This window comes from Rhodopseudomonas rhenobacensis, assembly GCF_014203125.1.
GTDB classification, from domain to species: domain Bacteria; phylum Pseudomonadota; class Alphaproteobacteria; order Rhizobiales; family Xanthobacteraceae; genus Rhodopseudomonas_A; species Rhodopseudomonas_A rhenobacensis.
On record NZ_JACHIH010000047.1, the window covers coordinates 1 to 19,247 of the forward strand.

The following is a 19,247-nucleotide window of genomic DNA, read 5'->3' on the forward strand; positions in this document are numbered from 1 at the left end:
GCGTCAGACCCGCCCAAACCGGCAAAAATCTATACTTGCAGCCGCACAAAACCGATTCTCGCTCAACGACTTATGTGTTCTTCACGGATGACTCAACAAAAAAAACGCGGCGTCGCCGCCGCGTTTTGTCGTCTCATAGGATCGTTCGATCGCGGCGTTACGCCTGCGGCTGCGGCTCCAGGCCGGCGTCGGGACGCGGGCGCGGCTTGCCGGCCGGGGGCACCGCCGAGGTCCGCGGACCGGCGGGCTCCAGCACCGATTCGCGATTCGGCTTCTTGCCGTTCAGCAGGTCCTGGATCTCGTCGCCCGAGAGCGTCTCGAATTCCAGCAGGCCCTTGGCGAGCGCCTCGAGGTCGGCGCGCTTCTCGGTGAGGATCTTGGTGGCCTCGTTGTAGCCCTCCTCGACCAGCCGCTTGATCTCGGCGTCGATCTTCTGGACCGTCGCTTCCGACGCGTTCTGGGTGCGCGACACCGACATGCCGAGGAACACCTCGTCCTGGTTCTCGCCATAGGACACCGTGCCGAGTTCTTCGGACAGGCCCCAGCGGGTCACCATCATGCGGGCCAGCCTTGTCGCCTGCTCGATGTCCGACGACGCGCCCGAGGTGACCTTGTTGCGGCCGAAGATCAGCTCTTCGGCAACCCGGCCGCCCATCATGATGGCGAGCCGCGAGGTCATCTGCTCCAGCGACATCGACAGCTTGTCGCGTTCCGGCAGCTGCATCACCATGCCGAGCGCACGTCCGCGCGGAATGATGGTCGCCTTGTGGATCGGGTCGGTGGCGATGACGTTGAGGCCGACGATGGCGTGACCGCCCTCGTGATAGGCCGTCAGCATCTTCTCTTCCTCGGTCATCACCAGCGACTTGCGCTCGGCGCCCATCATCACCTTGTCCTTGGCCTCTTCGAACTCGGCCTGTGTCACCATCCGCTTGTTGCGGCGGGCGGCGGTCAAGGCTGCTTCGTTGACCAGGTTCATCAGGTCGGCACCGGAGAAGCCCGGGGTGCCGCGCGCGATCACCTTGAGGTTGATATCCGGCGCCAGCGGCACCTTGCGGACGTGAACCTTGAGGATCTGCTCGCGGCCGACGACGTCCGGATTCGGCACCACCACCTGGCGGTCGAACCGGCCGGGCCGCAGCAAGGCGGGATCGAGCACGTCGGGACGGTTGGTGGCCGCGATCAGGATCACGCCTTCGTTGGCTTCGAAGCCGTCCATCTCGACCAGCAACTGGTTCAGCGTCTGCTCACGCTCATCATTGCCGCCGCCGAGACCGGCGCCACGATGGCGACCGACCGCGTCGATTTCGTCGATGAAGATGATGCAGGGCGCGTTCTTCTTGGCCTGCTCGAACATGTCGCGGACGCGGGAGGCACCGACACCGACGAACATTTCGACGAAGTCGGAGCCCGAGATGGTGAAGAACGGCACGTTGGCTTCGCCGGCGACCGCACGCGCGATCAGCGTCTTACCAGTACCGGGAGGGCCGACCAGCAGCACGCCGCGCGGAATGCGTCCGCCGAGCCGCTGATACTTGCCGGGGTCGCGCAGGAACTCGACGATCTCCTGCAGGTCCTGCTTGGCTTCGTCGACGCCGGCGACGTCCTCGAACGTCACGCGGCCATGCGCCTCGGTGAGCATCTTGGCGCGCGATTTGCCGAAGCCCATCGCCTTGCCGGCGCCGCCCTGCATCTGTCGCGACAGGAAGATCCACACGCCGATCAGCGCGATGAACGGCAACCATGAAACCAACAGCGACACGAACCACGGCACGTTGTCTCCCTGCGGCTTCGCGGTGATCGAGACCTTGCCGTTGTAGAGGCGCGAGACCAGCGTCGGATCGTTCGGCGCATAGGTCTGGAAGCTGGAGCCGTTGGTGAAGGTGCCGTGAATCTCCGGCCCCTGGATCACCACGTCGCGAACCTTGTTCTGATCGACCTCGCTCAACAGCTGCGAGAACGAAATATCCTGCGAGGCGACCCGTTGCCCGGGATTCTGAAAGAGCGTGAACAGCGCCAGCAGCAGCAAGACGATAATAACCCACAGGGCGAAATTGCGCAGATTGGCGTTCATCGATCTTCCTTCTTGGCCGCGCGGATCGCGGCCCGAGCCCTTGGTGACAAGGGGTGTCCTTGGGTTGGCTTACGACACAATCTAGGTGTGCCCTAGGCCGCTGCCAAGGGAACCAGTCAGGACTATTTAGCGTCACTCACGCCAACATAGCCGCGATCATGCCCCGTGCATTGGGGTCTTTCAACGGTGGTTAAGGAGCGGTGCAGGCGAATCAGCGGCGGCTGCCGCGGCGCGGTGGCGCCGGCTCGATCCGCAACCGATCCCGGCCGAGCGTGATCAGCGCGCCCGCGAGCGTGCGTTTGAGTGCGATTTTGCTGGGGCTTTTGGCGTTTTCAGCGGCGGCGCGATCGATCTCGGCGACCAGGGTTTCGACCTTGCCGAGTTCCGCCGGACCCTCGTGGCCGACGCGATCGATGGTGCGCAGCAACAACCGCACTTGGACCTCGGCCGGCAGTGCGGCAAATGCGCTCGCCTCGAATCCCGGTCGCGCCGGATCATGATCGCGCAGCGCCAGGAAGCGTTCGGCGCCGTCGGTGACGACGTCGAGCGCCGCATTGGCGCGGGCCAGCCGCGCCGACAGCCGCGCCAGATTGCGGGCGTCGAGGCCCTCCTCGGCAAACGCCGCGATCAGGCTGCGCCAGCGCGGCCGCGCGTAGCGCGGATCGACGTTGCTGGGGTCACTGACGAAGTCGAGCCCGGCCTTGGCCAGCGTCGCCACCAATCGGGCTTTCGACACCTCGAGCAGCGGCCGCGCGATGATCACGCCATGCCGCTCGGTCTGCCGCGCCATCGCGGCGAGGCCGGCAATACCGCTGCCGCGCGACATCCGCATCAGCAAGGTCTCGGCCTGGTCGTCCTGGGTGTGCGCGGTGAGGATGTGGCTGGCGCCGGCGGCGCGGGCGGCCCGCGCCAGCAGTTGATAGCGGGCGTCGCGCGCCGCGGCTGGTAATCCGGTGGTGGGTTTGTCGCCGCGCCAGCGCAACGTCCGGTGCGGCAGGCCGAGTTCGGCGGCGTGCCGCTTGACGTCGCGCGCCTCGCGGGCGGCCTCCGGCCGCAGCCCGTGGTCGACGGTGATCACCAAGATCTGCGGGCCGCGCCGCAGCGCCTTGCGCCAGCGCGCCGCCAGCCACATCAGCGCCAGCGAATCGGGGCCTCCCGATACCGCCAGCACCACGGCCTGCGCGTCGCGCCAGTCGGCGAACAGCTGCCTGGCCTGCTGTGCCGAAATCGGAGTGTGGTCGTCGTCAGCCATGGCAGTCCCGCATTGAAGCCGCAGTCTAGAGCAGGTTGCGGGTGATCACTGCAAGTTTGTCGCTGGCGTACGTCATTGCGCGGAAGTCCGTCATTCCGGGAAGTCTGTCATTCCGGGGCGCAAGGCCGCAGGCCGGAATCTTGCAACGAGCTGGGCCGGAGCTGCGCTTATGCCCGCAGCGAGATTCCGGGTTCGCTCGCGCTTTCGCGCTCACGCCCCGGAATGACGGCGTCTAGCAGCGATCTCCAGCAAGGAGGTCATGACGAGCACGATCGCTCAACACTTGATGCGCTTCTGCTCGCGATCGACCGCCTGCTTGATGCCGCCCGAGGCCCGCGGATATTTCCGGGTGACTTCGCCGAGCGCGGCGCAGGCGGCTTCCTTTTCCTTCAGCGCCGCCAAGGACTGGCCGAGCCGCAGCAGCGCATCGGGCGCTTTTGCCGAGGTGTCGTATTTGGTGGTCACGGCGAGAAAGGATTCGGCGGCGTCGCGGTAGAGCTGGCGCTGGAAGAAGCTTTCGCCCAGCCAATATTGCGAATCCGCGGTCAAAGGATCGCCGGGATGGTTCTTGGCAAAGTTGCGCATGGTCTGTTCGGCGAGCGCGTAGTCCTTGCGCTGCATGTAGCCGATGCCGAGGTCGAACTCGTCGCGGGGATTCTGCGACGGCGGCAGCGTGCTGAGCCCGGCCGCGGCGCCGCCGCCCGGTGCCGCGCCGCGCGGACCGTTCAGTTCGAGCGGTTCGCCGGGGGCGCGGCCGCCCGGAGCGATCGCGGGGCTCGGCTGCGTGCTGCCGAGCGCGCGCGGGGCACCCGGCGCGCCGGGATTCTGGCTGGGGTCGAAGGCGTCGCCGCGACGGCGGCCGCCGGCTTGCGGCGCGGCCGCCGGAGGCAGGCCGGTCTGCTCCTGCCCGAGCGGCGCCGGCTGCTGATCATAGACCGGCGCGCGCGCGGCCGGCGGCGGCACCGCGGCGACGCTGGGCGGTGCGGCTGCGGCCGGCGGATAGCCCGCTTGGGGCGCGCCGGGCGGCGGCGCCGCGCTCTGCAGCGCCTTCAGCTGCTCTTCCAGCCGGCGATTGCGGTACTGCAATTCCTCGTTCTGCCCGGTCAGCGTGCGCAGCTGGTTCTCCAGCTGCTGCACCCGGATTTCCGGATCGATATCCTCGGACTGCGCGATCGCATGGGACGACAAAGCGAGCATCGCCGCCACCGCGACGCCGCCCGCGAACACTGGAAATCTGGAGGACATTTTTGCCTGACGTGGGTCTTGGTGGCCTGACGATCGGGTCTTGCGCGCTATCACAACCGCAGCACATTGAGATTTGGACTACGCCAAAAGTGTGACTGGCGCAAAGCGCAAAAAACCGGCGCCCGAAGGCGCCGGCAAATTTCGACCGAGGCAAAGCGCCTTAGGAACCGGCGTTGAGCACGGTGACGGCCCGGCGGTTCTGCGACCAGCACGAGATGTCGTTGCAGACCGCGACCGGGCGCTCCTTGCCGTAGGAGATGGTCCGCATCCGCGACGAATCGATGCCGCGCGAGGCCAGATAGGTGCGCACCGACTGGGCGCGGCGGGCGCCGAGCGCGATGTTGTATTCGCGGGTGCCGCGCTCGTCGGCGTGGCCTTCGATGGTGAAGGAATAGCGGTTGTAGCTCTGCAGCCACTGCGCCTGCTTTTCCAGCGTGGCGATCGCCTGCGGCGACAGATCGGTCTGGTCGCTTTCGAAGAACACCCGGTCACCGACGTTGACCACGAAGTCCTGCTGGCTGCCCGGGGTGGCCGCCCCGGCCAACGACCCGTCCGCGCCGCCGCCAAGCGGGTTCTTGTTGGCGCAGGCCCCCATGGTCAGCGCCACCGCGAGCACCGCGGCCAGTTTAAATCCCTGGAGGATTCGCATTTGCTGTTTCATTCCGGAGCCTCCACGCTCGCGTTTGTCCGACTGGCTCCCGGTCTACAGGGCGATGGTTAAGCGAACGTTCCGTCAACCTTGATGAGAGGTTGCCGGACCCGCTCAAATGCCAGCAGTTAGCGAATTGCGCCCGCATGGTTAATGCGAGGTAAATGTGGCGCGATGGTGAATGCGGCGCATGAACGCTCGGCTTTGCCGGGCTTTTCGCCCGGGTGTGGCCGTCGTGCACAATGCGGCTTGCGCGCGGCCGCGCCCCGGTCAGGCGCGGGAGGCGATCGCGGCCGGGTCGGCCGGGAAATCCGTCAGATGCAGCGGCGGCGAGGCGCCCTCACCGCTGCGCTCGAAGATTTTGCGGCGCTCGAAGGCGGAGGAGCGCAGAAACGGATAGCGGGCGAACACCTTGCCGTGCAGCGCGGGGAAATCGATCACCATCAGGCTGATCGGCTTGGTCAGCCCGGGATAGTGCCGCGGCGGGCACACGATCTGCATGAAGGCTTTGCGATAGAACGCCTGATGTTCGGCGCGCACCGAGGCGTAGCCGAGATGCGCCTGGAAATGCTCGCAGGCCACATAGGCCAGCCGCAACGTCATGTAGGGCAGTTCGGGAAACCGATGGGCGCGCTCCGGATCGCCGACGAAGCGGGTCGGATCGACGATGATCCGGCCCCGGTCGAGCTCCGGCTGCAACAGGTCGGCGAACACGTCCATCGACGGGCAGACCGGATTGTCCCGCGACGCCACCGTGATGCGCAACGAGCTGGTCAGCACGCCTTCCAGATACACGCCGACGATCCAGGAATTGTCCATTTCGTCGTAGCGGTCGGTGATGATGCCGCTGGCGTTCGGCTCGATCGTGCCCTCCTTCAGATAGGCGCGGTAGCGCAGCCGAAAGATCGCCTCCTTCTCGGCGGCGGTCTCGGCGAGACGGTAATCCACCTTGTCGAGCAGTTCGAACGCCCGCGACGGACCGCCGGGTTTTTGTTGTTGTTGGTTGTGAGCGGCAGTCATTCGCGAAAACTCCATGGCGACGCACCTCGGATAAATACGAGGTTAATGATTTACTAATGCGCACGCAAAAACATCGCCACATTAGGGTTAACTTTTACGATTGTTGGGGATCAGCCATGCAGCAGCCGCGGAGTTCGGGGTGGGGTCAGGCGGTGGAGCGCGACAACGCCTTGACGTGGGCGTCGCTCTGGCTGCCGTGCGAGGCGGCCAGCAGCTGGCGCACCTGCGTGGCCTGCACCGGGCGGCTGAACAGGTAGCCCTGCGCCTCGGTCACGGTGCCGTCGGCGCTGATCAATTCCAGCTGCTCGTTGGTCTCGATGCCCTCGACCACCACCGACATGCCGAGGTCGGCGCTGAGCCGCGCCACGCCGCGCAGCAGCGTCAGCGGCCGGTCGGCGTCGATGCCTTCCAGGAACGAGCGGTCGATCTTGACCTTCTGCAGCGGGAAATTGTGCAGATAGCTCAGGCTGGAATAGCCGGTGCCGAAATCGTCCAGCGAAATCCGCACCCCGGCGGAATGCAATTGCGACAGCGCGTCGAGCGTCCATTGGGTGTTGCGCAGCAGCGAGGATTCGGTGATCTCGATTTCCAGCCGGCTCGCCGGCAGTCCGGAGACCTCGAGCGCGTAGCGCACCTCGTTGAGCACGTCGCGCTGGTGGAATTGCTGCGGCGAGAAATTCACCGCGACGCTGACCGCCTCCGGCCAGCGCATGCATTCCATGCAGGCCTTGCGCAGGATCCAGCGGCCGAGATCGACGATCAGGCCCATTTCTTCGGCGACCGGAATGATGTCCACCGGCGACACCGTGCCGCGCACCGGATGATTCCAGCGCAGCAAGGCTTCGCAGGTCGAGATCCGCCCGGTCTTCAGGTTGACCAGCGGCTGGTAGTAGAGCTCGAACTCCTCGTGCGCCAGCGCGCGGCGCAGGTCGAGCTCGAGGATCCGCCGCGACTCCACGGCATGCGCCATCTCCTCGCGGAAGAAGCAGTAGGTGCCGCGGCCGTCCGCCTTGGCGCGATACAGCGCCATGTCGGCGTTCTTCAGCAGCACGTCGGCCTTGACCCCGGGCGAGGTCACCGCGATGCCGATCGAGGCGCCGATTTCCACCACATGGTGGTCGATCAGATAGCGCTCGCTGAGCCGGTCGACGATCCGCCGCGCCAGCACCGCGGCGTCCTCGTTGGATTTGATGTGCTGCTGGAACACGACGAATTCGTCGCCGCCGAACCGCGCCACGAAATCTTCCGGCCGCAGCATCTCGCGCAGCCGGTCGGCGACGTCGCACAGCAGTTGATCGCCGCAAGGGTGGCCGAGCGTGTCGTTGACCTGCTTGAACTGGTCGAGATCGACGAACAACAGCGCCGACGGCCGGGTCTCGCCGTGGCCGTGCGAGGCCAGCAGCAGCCGCTCGATCTCGTCGCGGAAATTCACCCGGTTGGGCAGCGCGGTGAGTTCGTCGTAGCGCGCCAGGTGGATGATGCGCGCCTCGGCGCTGCGCCGTTCGGTGATGTCCTCGACCAGCACCACGGTGCCGCCGCCGACCATCGGCTGGAACGTCCAGGAGAAGGCGTGGGCGTCGGTGGTCTCGGAATCCACCGTGATAATTTCGCCGGCGGTGGCGTTTTCGATTTCCGAGACGATCATCCGGCCGCTCGACGGCGAGATGCTGCCGGCGGCGACGCAGGCGGCGACGATGTCGGCGGCCGAACCGCTGCGGTGCATGAAGTCGTGCGGCAGCCGCATCATGTCGGCGAAGCGCTGGTTCATCACCGCGAGCCGGCTGTCGGCGGCGCTGAACATGCACAGGCCGTGCGGCATGTTGTTGAGCGCGGTGTCGAACTGGGTGGCGATCGCGGCCTCGCGCTCGCGGGCGATCCAGGCGTTGAGATAGATCCGCTGCAGGCTCGAGGTGAGATGCCTGATCGACACGAAGAACACGATGCTGAGCAGCGCCAGCACGAAATGATAGGCGTCGCCGATCAGCATCAGCGCCAGGATCAGCGGGCCGCAGCCGAACAGCACCTGCAGATGGAAGATCCGCGGCCGGCCGAAGGTGCGGCCGACGCCGGCCGAGGTGTAGGCCACCACGGTGGTGACGCACAGCATGTGCGCGGCGGCGTCATTGGTGCGCAGCAGCACGGTGGCGCTCCAGACCCCGAGCGCGATGCCGTAAACCACGGCGCCGAGCCGGTAGCGCTGCTCCCAGGTCACCGCCTCGGGGGCGGTCAACGGCGCGTTGCGCTGCTGGTAGCGATACATCTGCACGGCGCGCGCGATGCCCACCGCGATGAACAACGGCACGCAGAGCCAGATCGCGATGTCGCCGGTGACCCAGCCGATCACCGCGCCGGCGATCGCCGGACCGAACGCCCCGAACACCATCGGCAGCGGATTCATGAACAGTGAATCCACCATGCCGGCGTAGATCGACGGCGACATGTCCTGATCGATGGCTTGGCTAGGCTGGGCAAGCTGCATTGCGCGCGCGACCGTCGGTTTCAGAGGTCTTTTTTTACCCAGACTTAGGTGAAGCCTTTCTGAGGGAACATCGTTACCGAAACCTTTCCGGGATCGCGCAGACCGGGTTTTCGGTTTAGATTCCATACAACTAGGCAAGGTTTGCCGAGCTTTCCCGCGTCGGTTGCGACGCTCCGCAACCAATCGTTGTTTGCGGTTTATTTACTTGTTCGGGACAGCGCGGTCCCCGAACAAAATGCGAAGCAATCCAACGGCGCTTGCGTCGCCTGGGATTGCTTCGTCGCAACAGGTCCGCGCGATGCCGCGTTCAATGCCTGATTTGATTGATTGGTTTTTGAGCGAGACTGTTGGAGACTTTTCGCGTTGGATTGACCCGCTTCAAAATTCCCAGGCCTCATTCCGGGGCGCGAGCAGCGTGAGCTGCGAGCGAGCCCGGAATCCATAACCCCTGCAGGGGATATGGATCCCGGACTTGCTCGTTCTTCGAACTCGCAATCCGGGATGACAGCTACATTTCGGTTCGATGCTTCAATCCCAGCCGAAATTGCTTCAGGACAGCAGCGGCGACCACGCCGGGTCGGAGGCAAAGCCCGGGGTCGGCACCTTCTGTTCGTTGCGGCCGGAGATATCGACGGTAAACAACGACGGACCGCCACTGCCGCCGGGATCGCGGAAGAACATCAGCACGCGGCCGTTCGGCGCGAAGGTCGGGCCTTCATTGTGATAGCCCGAGGTCAGAAGCCGCTCGCCGGAGCCGTCCGGCTTCATGATGCCGATCGAGAATTGCCCGCCGCCCTGCTTGGTGAAGGCGATGTAGTCGCCGCGCGGCGACCACACCGGCGTCGAATAGCTGCCTTCGCCGAACGAAATCCGCTGCGCGCCGCCGCCGCCGGCGGGCATCACATAGATCTGCGGCTTGCCGCCGCGATCGCTCTCGAAACAGATCTTGCTGCCGTCCGGCGCGTAGGACGGCGAGGTGTCGATCGCCGGCGTATCGGTGAGGCGCGTGGTGGATTTCGAGCGCAGATCCATCACGAACAGGTTGGAGTTGCCGCCCTGCTGCAGGCTCATGATGACACGCTGGCCGTCCGGCGAAAACCGCGGCGAAAACGACATGCCGGGGAAATTGCCGACGATCTCGCGCTGCCCGGTCTCGATGTTGAACAGATAGACCCGCGGGTCGCCCTGGCCGAATTCCATATAGGTGATCTCTTGCGTCGACGGCGAGAACCGCGGCGTCAGCACCAGATCGGCGCCGCGGGTGAGGTAGCGCACATTGGCGCCGTCCTGGTCCATCAGCGCCAGCCGCTTGACCCGGCGTTCCTTGCCGCCGGTCTCGTCGACGAACACCACGCGGCTGTCGAAATAGCCCTTTTCGCCGGTGAGGCGCTCGTAGATCTGGTCGGAGATGATGTGGGCGATGCGCCGCCAATATTCCGGCGAGGTGAAATATTGCTGGCCGGTGAGCTGCTGGCCGGCGGCGACGTCCCACAGCCGGAATTCGGCCTTGAGGCGACCGTCGCTCTGCCGCGTCATGCGGCCGGTCACCAGCGCCTGGGCGTTGATGGACTTCCAGCTCTGAAACTGCGGCGGGGTGTCGATGCTGTTGATGCGCTCGATGAAGGCGGCCTGATCGATCGGCGCGAACAATCCGCTGCGCTTCAGATTGTTGGTGATCACCTGCGCCACGCCGGCGCCGACCTCGTTGTCCGACGGCGTGCCGGCGACGAAGTTCGGGATCGCGATCGGCATCGGCGCGACGTTGCCCTCGGTGATCTGCAGCCGGGTCTGCGCCTGCGCGCCGCCGGGCAGCAGCAAGGCGGCGGCGGAGCCGGCGCCGCCGAGCAGGGCCTGGCGACGGCTCAACGGCAGAGCGGGAAGACGGGACGACATCACGGACATGGCTGGCTCACTTCAAAATTCATTAGCTGCGAAACATCTGGCGCGGATCGAAGGTCACGATCATGTCTTTCCACTGATCGTAGGTGCCGGCCTGCAGCATGTCGTAGGGTTGGCCCTGCAACACCGCGCGCATCGCGGCGTCGGCCGCGGCCTGATAGCGCGGCGAGGAGCCGCGCGAGACGATTTCCGGCGGCGCGGCGAGCCGGCGCTCCGGCGTCAGCCGGATCCGAATATCCACGATCAATTCCTCAGGCCGCTCGGTGCCGGCCTGCACGTTCCATAATTGGGTCAGCCGGGCGCGCAGCGCGTCGAGCTCGGATTGCGACAGCGTCGCCGCGGTGCCGCGCGAGGAGCCGAGCGAGGCCTGCGAATTCAACGCGGCGCCGGTCGCGGCCTGCCGGGTCGGATCGCGCTTGTCGAGCAGGGCCGCGATCTTCGACTGATCGAAGGTGCGTTCCTGCTTCGGCTTCGGCGGCGGTGGCGGCGGTGCCGCCTTGGCCTCCGGCTTCGGCGGCGGCTTCTTGCTCTCGTCCTTCTTCAAAGCCTCGGCGATGCTGTCTGGCTTCGGCGGATCCGGCTTCTTCTCGATCGGCTTCGGGTCGGCCTTGGGCTTTTCCTCGGCCACCGGCTTCGGCGGGTCGGGCTTCGGCGGCTCGGGTTTCTTCTCCACCGGCTTTTCGACCGGCTTCGGCGGCGGCGTCGGCGCCACCGCGGTTTCGATCGGCGGCTTTTCGCTGATCTTGCCGACCGGATCGTCGACCGGCTTGGCGTCGGCGATCTTCTCGACCAGCGGCTTCGGCTTGTCCTTGGCGCCGGTCTTCGAGCCGGCGGTGATCTGCGACAGCTGATCCGCCGAGATGATATCCACCGGCATCGATTCCGGCGGCGGCGCTTCCAGCGAGCGAGCCGAAAAAGACACGAGGCCGTACCCGATCACGAGGACGTGCAGGGCAACCGACGCCAGCAGTGTCTTGTCGACCTTCACCAAGGGCTTATCCCTGATCCACTTCGGTCACCAGCGCGACGCGCCGGAACCCGGCCGCCGACAGCCGGCCCATCACCTTCATCACCGTGCCGTAGTCGACCTTCTTGTCGCCGCGCACGAAGATCCGCTCGTCCATGCCGCTGCGCGCCTCGGTGATCGCCTTCAGCTTCGGCACCAAGTCTTCCAACCCGATCTCGGTCTCGTTGAGGAACACCTGGCCCTTCAGGTTGACCGACAGCGTCAGCGGGTTCTTGTCCTGTTCGAGGCTCTTGGCCTGGGTCTGCGGCAGATCGAGCGGCACGCCCACGGTGAGCATCGGCGCCGACACCATGAAGATGATCAGCAGCACCAGCATGACGTCGACCATCGGGGTGACGTTGATCTCGGCCATCACGCCGGCGCGACGCCGGCCGCGCCGTCCGCCGCCGCCTCCCGATCCCGCCGAATTCATCCCCATGATCTGCTACTCGCTGCTCGTCGCCGACAGGTCGTCACGCGCGCTCGTCGATCTGGCGCGACAGGATCGCGGAAAACTCGTCGGCGAAGCCTTCCAGCCGCTGCGCCTGGCGGTTCACCTCGGAGGCGAACTTATTATAGAAGATAGTCGCCGGAATGGCGGCGATAAGGCCGATCGCGGTGGCGAACAGCGCTTCGGCGATGCCGGGCGCCACCACCGCCAGCGAGGTATTCTTCGACGCGGCGATCGACTGAAAGCTCGACATGATGCCCCAGACGGTGCCGAACAGGCCGACAAACGGGCCGGCCGAGCCGACCGTCGCCAGCACCAGGAGCCGGCGTTCCAGCCGTTCGACCTCGCGGGCGATCGAAACGTTCATCACCTTTTCGATGCGCATCTGCAGCCCGGCAAAGGAGCGCGCCTGGCTCTCGAACGAACGTTTCCACTCCCGCATCGCCGCCACGAAGCACGCCGCCATCGACTGCGTCGGCTTCGCCGACAGCGCGCGATACAGCTCATCGATCGATTCGCCGGACCAGAACGCCTGCTCGAAACGGTCCATCGCCCGCTTGGTGCGGGAGTAGAGCAGCATCTTGTCGATCGCGATCGCCCACACCCAGACGGAACAGCCGAGCAGCCCCAGCATGATCGCCTGCACCACCCAGTGCGCGTGCCAAAATAACGCGATCAGCGAAACATCTGACGACACCAGCGGTAGTGCTGACTGCGCCACATCGGCGGGATTCATCTTTGGTCCTCTCAACGCGAGTGCCGGATCGGCTGCGGCTTGCGGTCGCCGGTTCCGCGGCGACCGGCCGCCGGGCGAAACGCCGGTGCCAAAGCCTTGAGTGTCGCAGGGGAGGCCCGTCCGAAGCCGTGCTGTGCATCCCCTGTCAACGTGTCAAAACGAGGGCTATCGACGCGTCGGCCCTGCCCTAACCAGACGCTAATCTTGGTTAAGATCAGGTTACCAGGCGATGGTCGGCCGTGGCAAAGCGCTTTGATCCCTCGGACTTGACGCCGCGGCCAGCCTAATCGCGATCGATGACCTCATAACGAAACCGCCCGCCTGTGAGACAGGCGGGCGGCGGAGGCTCGACGTGGGGGGCGCCGAGCCCCGCAGGCTCAGCAGCAATCGGCTCAGGCTTGCGGCTGGCCGTCGGTCGACGGGTTGGGACGCGGGCGGTGCTGCGCCATGAACTGGTCGAACTCGGCCTTGTCCTTGGCCTGACGCAGCCGCTCCAGGAAGTCCTTGAACTCGGTCTGCTCTTCCTCGAGCCGGCGCAGCGTGGCCTCGCGATATTCGTCGAAGGCGCGGTTGCCGCTGGACGGCGGGCCGAAGCCGAAGCCGCCGCGGTCCATCCGGCCGCGCATCCGCTCCATCTTGTCCTGCATCCGTTCCATCTTGTGCTGAAAGCGGTTGGAATCCCAGCAACCCATTTTCCTGCTCCCGAGGGTGAAGAAGAGAAGTGCGAGGCCGATCGGCCACCAGATGATGAAACCGAGCACGGTCACGACGATCCAGCCCGGATGCCACGGCGACCGCGACATCGGCGGGTAGCGTTCGTCGGCGGATCCGCCCCAACGATTGAGATCTGCGGCGTTAGCCATTTGCCTCTCTCCATACGGCACCATGCCGTTGTGAATGTAAATAACATTTACATAACTAAACGGTCTCGCGGATTTGTCAAGATGGCGGGATTCCGGTTCAGGCTACTCACGAAAACTTGAGGCCCGCGAACCTCGCTCCGACCTGCCCAACAGGCCCTGCCGATCAGATGGGGACGGTGGCGCCCGGCGCGCTGCGGCAAAGCCGCACAGCGCTCATGCCTTGGGTTTGCCCCAAGGTCCGGCGGGCCTCTCGTCGGCCGGCGGTTTCGGTGGCGCGCCGGTCTCGGGCGAGAAACCGAGCCCGCGCAGATAGATCAAGACGCCGGCTTCGAGCAGGTCTTCGGGCGTCATCGGCAATTTCCGCCGCGCCGCGTCGCCGCGCCCGAACAACGACGCCACGCCATGCGCCAGCGACCAGATATGCAGCGCCATCATCAACGCCGGCGGCCGCGGCACGCCGGGCGGAGTCAATGCTGCGAGCCGTTCTGCGGCAGCGCGAATCACGCCGAAGGCGCGTTCCGACGCCGCCATCAGCGTCGGATTGAGATCGACCGGAACGCCGGATTCGAACATCGCCGAATAGAATGCCGGCTCGTTGCGGGCGAACGCCAGATAGGCCTTGCCGACCCGCTCGAACGCCGCAACGGTGTCGGGGCGGCCGTCATCCCAGGCCGCGGTCAGCACCGCCTCGAATTGCTCGAAGCCGCGCTGCGCGACGCTCGACAGCAACTCATCGCGATCGCGGAAATGCCGATACGGCGCCGCCGGACTGACCCCGGCCATCCGCGCGGCGTCGGCGAAGGTGAAGCCGCCAGGCCCCTTCTCGGCGATCAGCCCGAGGGCTGCCTGCAGCAGCGCCTCTTTCAGATTGCCATGATGATAACTGCGCTCCGGGCGCCGTGGTTCTTTCCGCCAGCTCATGTGAAGGGCTTTTACATGACACGCGGTGAAAGGTCACGCGTTGTCGCGGCCCCAGATGCGCGACCGCGAGGCCGATTCCGGCGCCGAAAATCATGTGGCAAACCGAAGGCAGTGTTTTTCGAGCGGCCGGCCTATTCCGCCGGTTGCGGCAGCGGCGCGCGCGGCCGCAGCGTCGCCAGCGTGATGCCGAGCGCCGCGCAGGCGGCGACCGCGATGCCTGCGACCATCGGCAGCGCGGTGCCGTTTTCGAACAGACTGATCACCGCGATCAACGCGGCACCGATCAGCATCTGCAGCGTCGCCGACAGCGCCGAGGCGGCGCCGGCGATCCGGCCGTGCTGTTCCAGCGACAGCACCATGGTCTGCGGCAGCGCCACGCCGAGACAACCGAAGATCAGGAACAGCAGCGCCATCAGCACCGCGAGCTCATCGACGCCCGACAAGGTCAGCGCCAACAGCACCAGCGCGATGCCGGCATAGAGCGCCACCGCGCCGATCACTGCGCGGCGCATGCCGAACCGCGCGCCGAGCGGCGCGGCCAGCTGCGACGCGCCGATGAAGCCCGCCGCGTTGAGCGCGAAAGCCAGCGCATACTGCGTCGGCGTCAGGTTGAAATGGCCGATATAGATGAAGGATGAGCCGGCGAGGTAGCTGAAGAAACTCGCCATCCCGAGCCCGCCGATCAGCACCAGCCCGACGAACTGCCGGTCGCGCAACAGCACGGCGAAGTTGCCCATCACCTGACCGACGCCGCCCTTGCTGCGATGCGCGATCGGCCGGGTCTCCGGCAGCAGCAGCGCGACCAGCACCAGGCCGAGCAGCGCGGACGCGCTCATCGCCACGAACACTGCGCGCCAGCCGAGGAAGGCGATCAGCGCGCTGCCGAAGAGCGGCGCCAGCAGCGGCGAGACGCTGAACACCAGCATCACCATCCCCATCAGCCGCGTCGCTTCGGTGCCGGTGTGCAGATCGCGGATGATGGCGCGCGGGATCACCGTCACCGCCGCGGCGCCGATGCCCTGCAGCACCCGGGCGGCGATCAGCCAGCCGATCGACGGCGCCAGCGCGCCGCCGATCGCGCCGAGCGCAAACAGCACGAGACCAATATAGAGCGGCGGCTTGCGGCCGATCATGTCGGAGGCCGGACCGTAGAGAATTTGAAAGACGCCGAACGCCAGGAAGTACACCGTCAGCGACAATTGCGCCGCGGCGGTCGAGGCGTTCAAATCACCGGCGATCGAGGGCAGCGCCGGCAGATACATGTCGACGGCGAATGGCCCGACCGCCGACAGCAGCCCGAGCACCACGGCATTCCTGGCAAAGCTGCTCATCGGCGATCCCGTCGGCGATCATGTGTCGAAGCGCAACGCCGAGGCTATCAGCCCGGTTCCGCCACCGGAACAGATTTATGTGAGTAGCAGGCCGCAAGTTTGGACTTAGCGTCGCAATGCCGACCCACCGTCAGCTTGGCGTGACAGTCATTGATGATGACACCTTTGAGAATGACCCCGACGCGACACGACGGCAGCGCGCTCCCCTCCCCCTTGCGGGCCCCTTGCGGGGAGGGGTTGGGGGTGGGGGTTACGTTTAGCGGTCAGCGATTTGCGCGCCGATCTGTTGCGCGGTCAGCGATCATTTGTTAGCGCGCAGCACATCTCCGAGAAACATGGTCGCTAACTACGCGCCGTATCTGTGGACCCCCACCCCCGGCCCCTGCCCGCAAGGGGCAGGGGAGAAGTGCGGCGCCGCAGCTTGACTGCGCCAGACTGAATGCAGCGACCTGCGGCCATCCTTCGAGACGCCAGGCTTCGCGCTACGCGCTGCGCCGGGCTCCTCAGAGCCTGACTCAAAAAGCGATTAATGGAATCGGGCATTCAACGCGTCATTGCGAGGAGCTCTTGCGACGAAGCAATCCAGGGCTACGCGTGAGGCCCCTGGATTGCGTCGCTGTTCGGGCGGCGCTGCGCGCCGCCCTCGGCTCGCAATGACGAAACCCCCTGGTTTTGCTCGCTGCTTTTTCGGTCAGACACTCAGGATGACGGCGCGAAGTAACTAATCGCAGTTGATCATCCAGGGGATGCCGAAGCGGTCGACGCACATGCCGAACCGCTTGGCCCAGAAGGTCTGCGCGATCGGCATCTTGATCGCGCCGCCGTCGGCCAAGGCTGCGAACACCTGCTCGGCGCGCGCCGGGTCCTCGACCTGCAGCGACACGGAGAATCCGGCCGGCTTTGCCGAGCTGCCGGGCGGCGCGTCGGAGGCCATCAGCACCTCGCCGTCGATCGTCATCCGCGCGTGCATGATCTTCTTCACCCAATCCGCCGGCACGTGCTCGGCCGCCGGGGTGCCCTCATGGGTCAGCATCGCCTCGATCACGCCGCCGAGCACCCGCGCGTAGTAGTTGAAGGCTTCCTCACAGTCGCCGTCGTAGAACAGATAGGGATTGACCTGCATGTGAAACTCCTTGGGACGACGTCGGCGACTGGATCTTACGCGGCCGCTGCGATCGGTCGGCGCGGCCGACGCCGCGAGCATGCTAACCAGATCCGGCGATTTCCTGCAGCGGTTTGGTTCGATCCCGGCGCAGACATTAGCGTCACGATTGAGTTATGTCTGCTTTATGACGCAACCGTAAGGCGAACTACGCGTAGTCATTCACAGGTCATAACCCGTTGCGTCGTTTCTCCGACGGCTGTGTAATCTGAATTTACATTGTATTTTCTGAGACATAGCCCATAGTGATGGAATCAAGCGAGGTTAAAATCATAAATCGAGCGGGTAAACGCTCCACGGGAGGGAAGATGGGCTCGGTGATTCAGTCACCCAATGAGTTCCTCGCGGCGCTTCCACTCGCCGAGTTCGAACTGCTGCTGCCCTATCTGCGGACCGTCGAGCTGAAACTCGGTGACGTGCTGGCGGAGGCCGGTTCGCGGCTGACCCAGGTGTACTTCCCGCAGAGCGGCATCATTTCCAAGATCATCAGCTTCGCCGAGGGCGAGAAGATCGACGTCGCGATGATCGGGCGCGAAGGCGTGTTCGGCGGCACCAGCCTGTTGAGCGGCGCGATCTCGTCGATGGGCGGGGTAGTGCGATTTCCCGGTCAGGCCTCGATCATCTACGCCGCGCATTTCCACATGGTGATGCAGCGCAGCCCGGCGCTGCGCGCCGCATTGCAGCAGGCGCACCGCGCCCAGGCGATGCAGTCCGAACAGATCGCCGCCTGCAATGCCTCGCACGGCGTCGAAGCCCGGCTGTGCTGGCGGCTGTTGCTGGCGCGAGACCTCGCCCGCAGCGACGTGCTGCAACTGACCCAGGATGGCCTCGCCCATATGCTCGGCGTGCAGCGCAACAGCGTGTCGGCGGTTGCGATCGGCCTGCAGCGGGCGGGCATCCTGCGCTACAGCCGCGGCCTGTTGACGATCAGCGACCCCGCCGGGTTGCGGGTCCGGGCCTGCGAATGTCATCAGATGATCAAGGCGCGCAGCGAAAGCCTCAGCGTCTGCGAACCTGTGTAGGCCGCGCGAGCGGCGGCGCGAACAACGCGAGAGACTTTTCGAGTTTGATTGATGCGCTCCAATATTCCCAGACTGTCATTCCGGGGCGCGAGCAGCTTTAGCTGCGAGCGAGCCAGGAATCCATAACCCCTGCAGGGGATATGGATTCCGGACTTGCTCGTTGTGGCGAACTCGCAATCCGGAATGGCGACAGCATTTGTGTTGGGTGCTTCAATCCCAACTGAAAGTGCGCTAGCCGATCGCGATGCCGCCGCCGATGGTGCGGTTCAGCACCTGGGTGGTCTTTTCGATGCGCGCGGCGGCGGAATTCAGCGCCGCCACCACCGCGGTCTCCACCACTTTCGCCGCGGCGCCGCCCTGGCGCAGCGCGTCGCGCTCCTGCTCCAGCGCGGCGATACGGCCCTGCGCGTCGAGCAGCTCGTCGGACACCGTCAAAGCCGCCATCACGATCAGCCTGGCGTCGCCGATCTCGCCGAATTTTCCCCGCAAGCCGACGATGCGCGAGGCGAGGTCGTCGGCGAGCCGGATCAGCCGCTCTTCCTGGCCTTCCTCGCAGGCCATCCGATACTGCCGGCCGTTGATGGTGACGTTGACGTGGCTGGAGGCTTCGCTCATGCGGAATCCTCGGCGTCGAGCACCGAGCGGATGGTGCCGATCGCGGCATCCAGCTTCTCGGCGATCTCGCGGTTGGTGCGTTCCAGCTTGCGCGAGCGTACCAGCGAACCGTCGAGTTCGTCGGCCAGCCGGGAGCGGTCGACCCCCAGCGCATGGATCCGCGACGCTAGCTCGTCCTCGTCGCGATCGGCCTCGCTGCGCCGCTCCGCAGCGCTTTCCAGCGCCTCGAGCGCCGCCTGCAGCCGACGCGTCGCCGCGGCGATGTCGGACGACAGCGTCTGAGCAAGTGGACCGGATGGGCGATCAGTCATCGCGGCGCGCGCCTTCCCTCGAAGCCTGACAAAAGCCGCGTTTCAGCAAGCCTTTACGTGGTTAAATTTACGCAGCAAAGCAGCCAAGCGCAACGCCGTGGCGAAACTATGCACCGTAAAGCGGCAATTCGCCCCTTGCCGACCCGGCGCCCGACGACGAGCCGGCCCTTGGACTGGGCCGATGCAGATGCTATTCACCTGCTTGTCCACG

The 19,247-nt window shown here is 65.6% G+C and carries 17 protein-coding genes; 1 reads left to right on the plus strand and 16 read right to left on the minus strand.

Annotated features, from left to right (window positions below; genetic code table 11):
* Nucleotides 1-157: 157 nt before the first annotated feature.
* The 14 genes from ftsH to HNR60_RS22620 all read right to left on the minus strand — a co-directional run bounded on the left by ftsH (nt 158) and on the right by HNR60_RS22620 (nt 17,049).
* Nucleotides 158-2,074, minus strand: a complete 1,917-nt coding sequence (gene ftsH, locus HNR60_RS22555; RefSeq protein WP_184262383.1) for an ATP-dependent zinc metalloprotease FtsH — start codon at nt 2,072-2,074, stop codon at nt 158-160.
* A 211-nt stretch (nt 2,075-2,285) separates the two neighbouring features.
* A complete protein-coding gene (gene tilS, locus HNR60_RS22560; RefSeq protein WP_184262390.1) occupies nt 2,286-3,326 on the minus strand; it encodes a tRNA lysidine(34) synthetase TilS in 1,041 nt (346 codons plus the stop codon).
* Between the two features lie 276 nt (nt 3,327-3,602).
* On the minus strand, nt 3,603-4,571 hold the full coding sequence (ybgF, locus tag HNR60_RS22565) for a tol-pal system protein YbgF (protein WP_184262392.1): 969 nt from the start codon (nt 4,569-4,571) through the stop codon (nt 3,603-3,605).
* Between the two features lie 160 nt (nt 4,572-4,731).
* Complete coding sequence (pal, locus tag HNR60_RS22570) at nt 4,732-5,232, minus strand: peptidoglycan-associated lipoprotein Pal (protein WP_184262394.1); 501 nt, start codon at nt 5,230-5,232, stop codon at nt 4,732-4,734.
* A gap of 258 nt (nt 5,233-5,490) precedes the next feature.
* Complete coding sequence (locus HNR60_RS22575) at nt 5,491-6,240, minus strand: N-acyl amino acid synthase FeeM domain-containing protein (protein ID WP_184262396.1); 750 nt, start codon at nt 6,238-6,240, stop codon at nt 5,491-5,493.
* Between the two features lie 145 nt (nt 6,241-6,385).
* Complete coding sequence (locus tag HNR60_RS22580) at nt 6,386-8,680, minus strand: putative bifunctional diguanylate cyclase/phosphodiesterase (RefSeq protein WP_430695029.1); 2,295 nt, start codon at nt 8,678-8,680, stop codon at nt 6,386-6,388.
* Between the two features lie 588 nt (nt 8,681-9,268).
* Nucleotides 9,269-10,612, minus strand: a complete 1,344-nt coding sequence (gene tolB, locus HNR60_RS22585) for a Tol-Pal system beta propeller repeat protein TolB (RefSeq protein WP_184262443.1) — start codon at nt 10,610-10,612, stop codon at nt 9,269-9,271.
* Nucleotides 10,613-10,643: 31 nt separating this feature from the next.
* The gene (locus tag HNR60_RS22590) at nt 10,644-11,606 is read right to left on the minus strand and encodes a protein TolA (RefSeq protein WP_184262445.1); all 963 of its coding nucleotides are present in this window, start codon (nt 11,604-11,606) and stop codon (nt 10,644-10,646) included.
* A gap of 7 nt (nt 11,607-11,613) precedes the next feature.
* The gene (gene tolR / locus HNR60_RS22595; RefSeq protein ID WP_184262400.1) at nt 11,614-12,063 is read right to left on the minus strand and encodes a protein TolR; all 450 of its coding nucleotides are present in this window, start codon (nt 12,061-12,063) and stop codon (nt 11,614-11,616) included.
* 34 nt (nt 12,064-12,097) lie between these two features.
* Nucleotides 12,098-12,811, minus strand: coding sequence for a protein TolQ (gene tolQ / locus HNR60_RS22600; protein ID WP_184262402.1), 714 nt, complete (start codon nt 12,809-12,811; stop codon nt 12,098-12,100).
* A 392-nt stretch (nt 12,812-13,203) separates the two neighbouring features.
* Nucleotides 13,204-13,674, minus strand: coding sequence for a DUF2852 domain-containing protein (locus tag HNR60_RS22605; protein ID WP_184262404.1), 471 nt, complete (start codon nt 13,672-13,674; stop codon nt 13,204-13,206).
* A 213-nt stretch (nt 13,675-13,887) separates the two neighbouring features.
* Entirely contained in the window at nt 13,888-14,595 is a 708-nt protein-coding gene (locus HNR60_RS22610; RefSeq protein WP_184262406.1) for a TetR/AcrR family transcriptional regulator, read from the minus strand.
* A 131-nt stretch (nt 14,596-14,726) separates the two neighbouring features.
* Entirely contained in the window at nt 14,727-15,926 is a 1,200-nt protein-coding gene (locus HNR60_RS22615) for a multidrug effflux MFS transporter (protein WP_184262408.1), read from the minus strand.
* A 721-nt stretch (nt 15,927-16,647) separates the two neighbouring features.
* The gene (locus HNR60_RS22620) at nt 16,648-17,049 is read right to left on the minus strand and encodes a VOC family protein (protein WP_184262410.1); all 402 of its coding nucleotides are present in this window, start codon (nt 17,047-17,049) and stop codon (nt 16,648-16,650) included.
* A gap of 347 nt (nt 17,050-17,396) precedes the next feature.
* On the opposite strand from HNR60_RS22620, the gene HNR60_RS22625 reads away from it, so the two are divergent.
* On the plus strand, nt 17,397-18,110 hold the full coding sequence (locus tag HNR60_RS22625) for a Crp/Fnr family transcriptional regulator (protein WP_184262412.1): 714 nt from the start codon (nt 17,397-17,399) through the stop codon (nt 18,108-18,110).
* A 231-nt stretch (nt 18,111-18,341) separates the two neighbouring features.
* On the opposite strand, the gene HNR60_RS22630 is transcribed toward HNR60_RS22625, so the two are convergent.
* Nucleotides 18,342-18,725, minus strand: coding sequence for a cell division protein ZapA (locus HNR60_RS22630; RefSeq protein ID WP_184262414.1), 384 nt, complete (start codon nt 18,723-18,725; stop codon nt 18,342-18,344).
* The gene (locus HNR60_RS22635; protein ID WP_184262416.1) at nt 18,722-19,036 is read right to left on the minus strand and encodes a DUF4164 domain-containing protein; all 315 of its coding nucleotides are present in this window, start codon (nt 19,034-19,036) and stop codon (nt 18,722-18,724) included. Before HNR60_RS22635 ends, HNR60_RS22630 begins: the two co-directional genes overlap by 4 nt.
* Nucleotides 19,037-19,247 lie beyond the last annotated feature (211 nt).

Coding starts and splice junctions, on each gene's coding strand:
- ftsH (WP_184262383.1), bottom strand. CDS start 2,074: ATGAACGCCAATCTGCGCAATTTCGCCCTGTGGGTTATTATCGTCTTG.
- tilS (WP_184262390.1), bottom strand. CDS start 3,326: ATGGCTGACGACGACCACACTCCGATTTCGGCACAGCAGGCCAGGCAG.
- ybgF (WP_184262392.1), bottom strand. CDS start 4,571: ATGTCCTCCAGATTTCCAGTGTTCGCGGGCGGCGTCGCGGTGGCGGCG.
- pal (WP_184262394.1), bottom strand. CDS start 5,232: ATGAAACAGCAAATGCGAATCCTCCAGGGATTTAAACTGGCCGCGGTG.
- HNR60_RS22575 (WP_184262396.1), bottom strand. CDS start 6,240: ATGACTGCCGCTCACAACCAACAACAACAAAAACCCGGCGGTCCGTCG.
- HNR60_RS22580 (WP_430695029.1), bottom strand. CDS start 8,680: ATGTCGCCGTCGATCTACGCCGGCATGGTGGATTCACTGTTCATGAAT.
- tolB (WP_184262443.1), bottom strand. CDS start 10,612: ATGTCGTCCCGTCTTCCCGCTCTGCCGTTGAGCCGTCGCCAGGCCCTG.
- tolR (WP_184262400.1), bottom strand. CDS start 12,063: ATGGGGATGAATTCGGCGGGATCGGGAGGCGGCGGCGGACGGCGCGGC.
- tolQ (WP_184262402.1), bottom strand. CDS start 12,811: ATGAATCCCGCCGATGTGGCGCAGTCAGCACTACCGCTGGTGTCGTCA.
- HNR60_RS22605 (WP_184262404.1), bottom strand. CDS start 13,674: ATGGCTAACGCCGCAGATCTCAATCGTTGGGGCGGATCCGCCGACGAA.
- HNR60_RS22610 (WP_184262406.1), bottom strand. CDS start 14,595: ATGAGCTGGCGGAAAGAACCACGGCGCCCGGAGCGCAGTTATCATCAT.
- HNR60_RS22615 (WP_184262408.1), bottom strand. CDS start 15,926: ATGAGCAGCTTTGCCAGGAATGCCGTGGTGCTCGGGCTGCTGTCGGCG.
- HNR60_RS22620 (WP_184262410.1), bottom strand. CDS start 17,049: ATGCAGGTCAATCCCTATCTGTTCTACGACGGCGACTGTGAGGAAGCC.
- HNR60_RS22625 (WP_184262412.1), top strand. CDS start 17,397: ATGGGCTCGGTGATTCAGTCACCCAATGAGTTCCTCGCGGCGCTTCCA.
- HNR60_RS22630 (WP_184262414.1), bottom strand. CDS start 18,725: ATGAGCGAAGCCTCCAGCCACGTCAACGTCACCATCAACGGCCGGCAG.
- HNR60_RS22635 (WP_184262416.1), bottom strand. CDS start 19,036: ATGACTGATCGCCCATCCGGTCCACTTGCTCAGACGCTGTCGTCCGAC.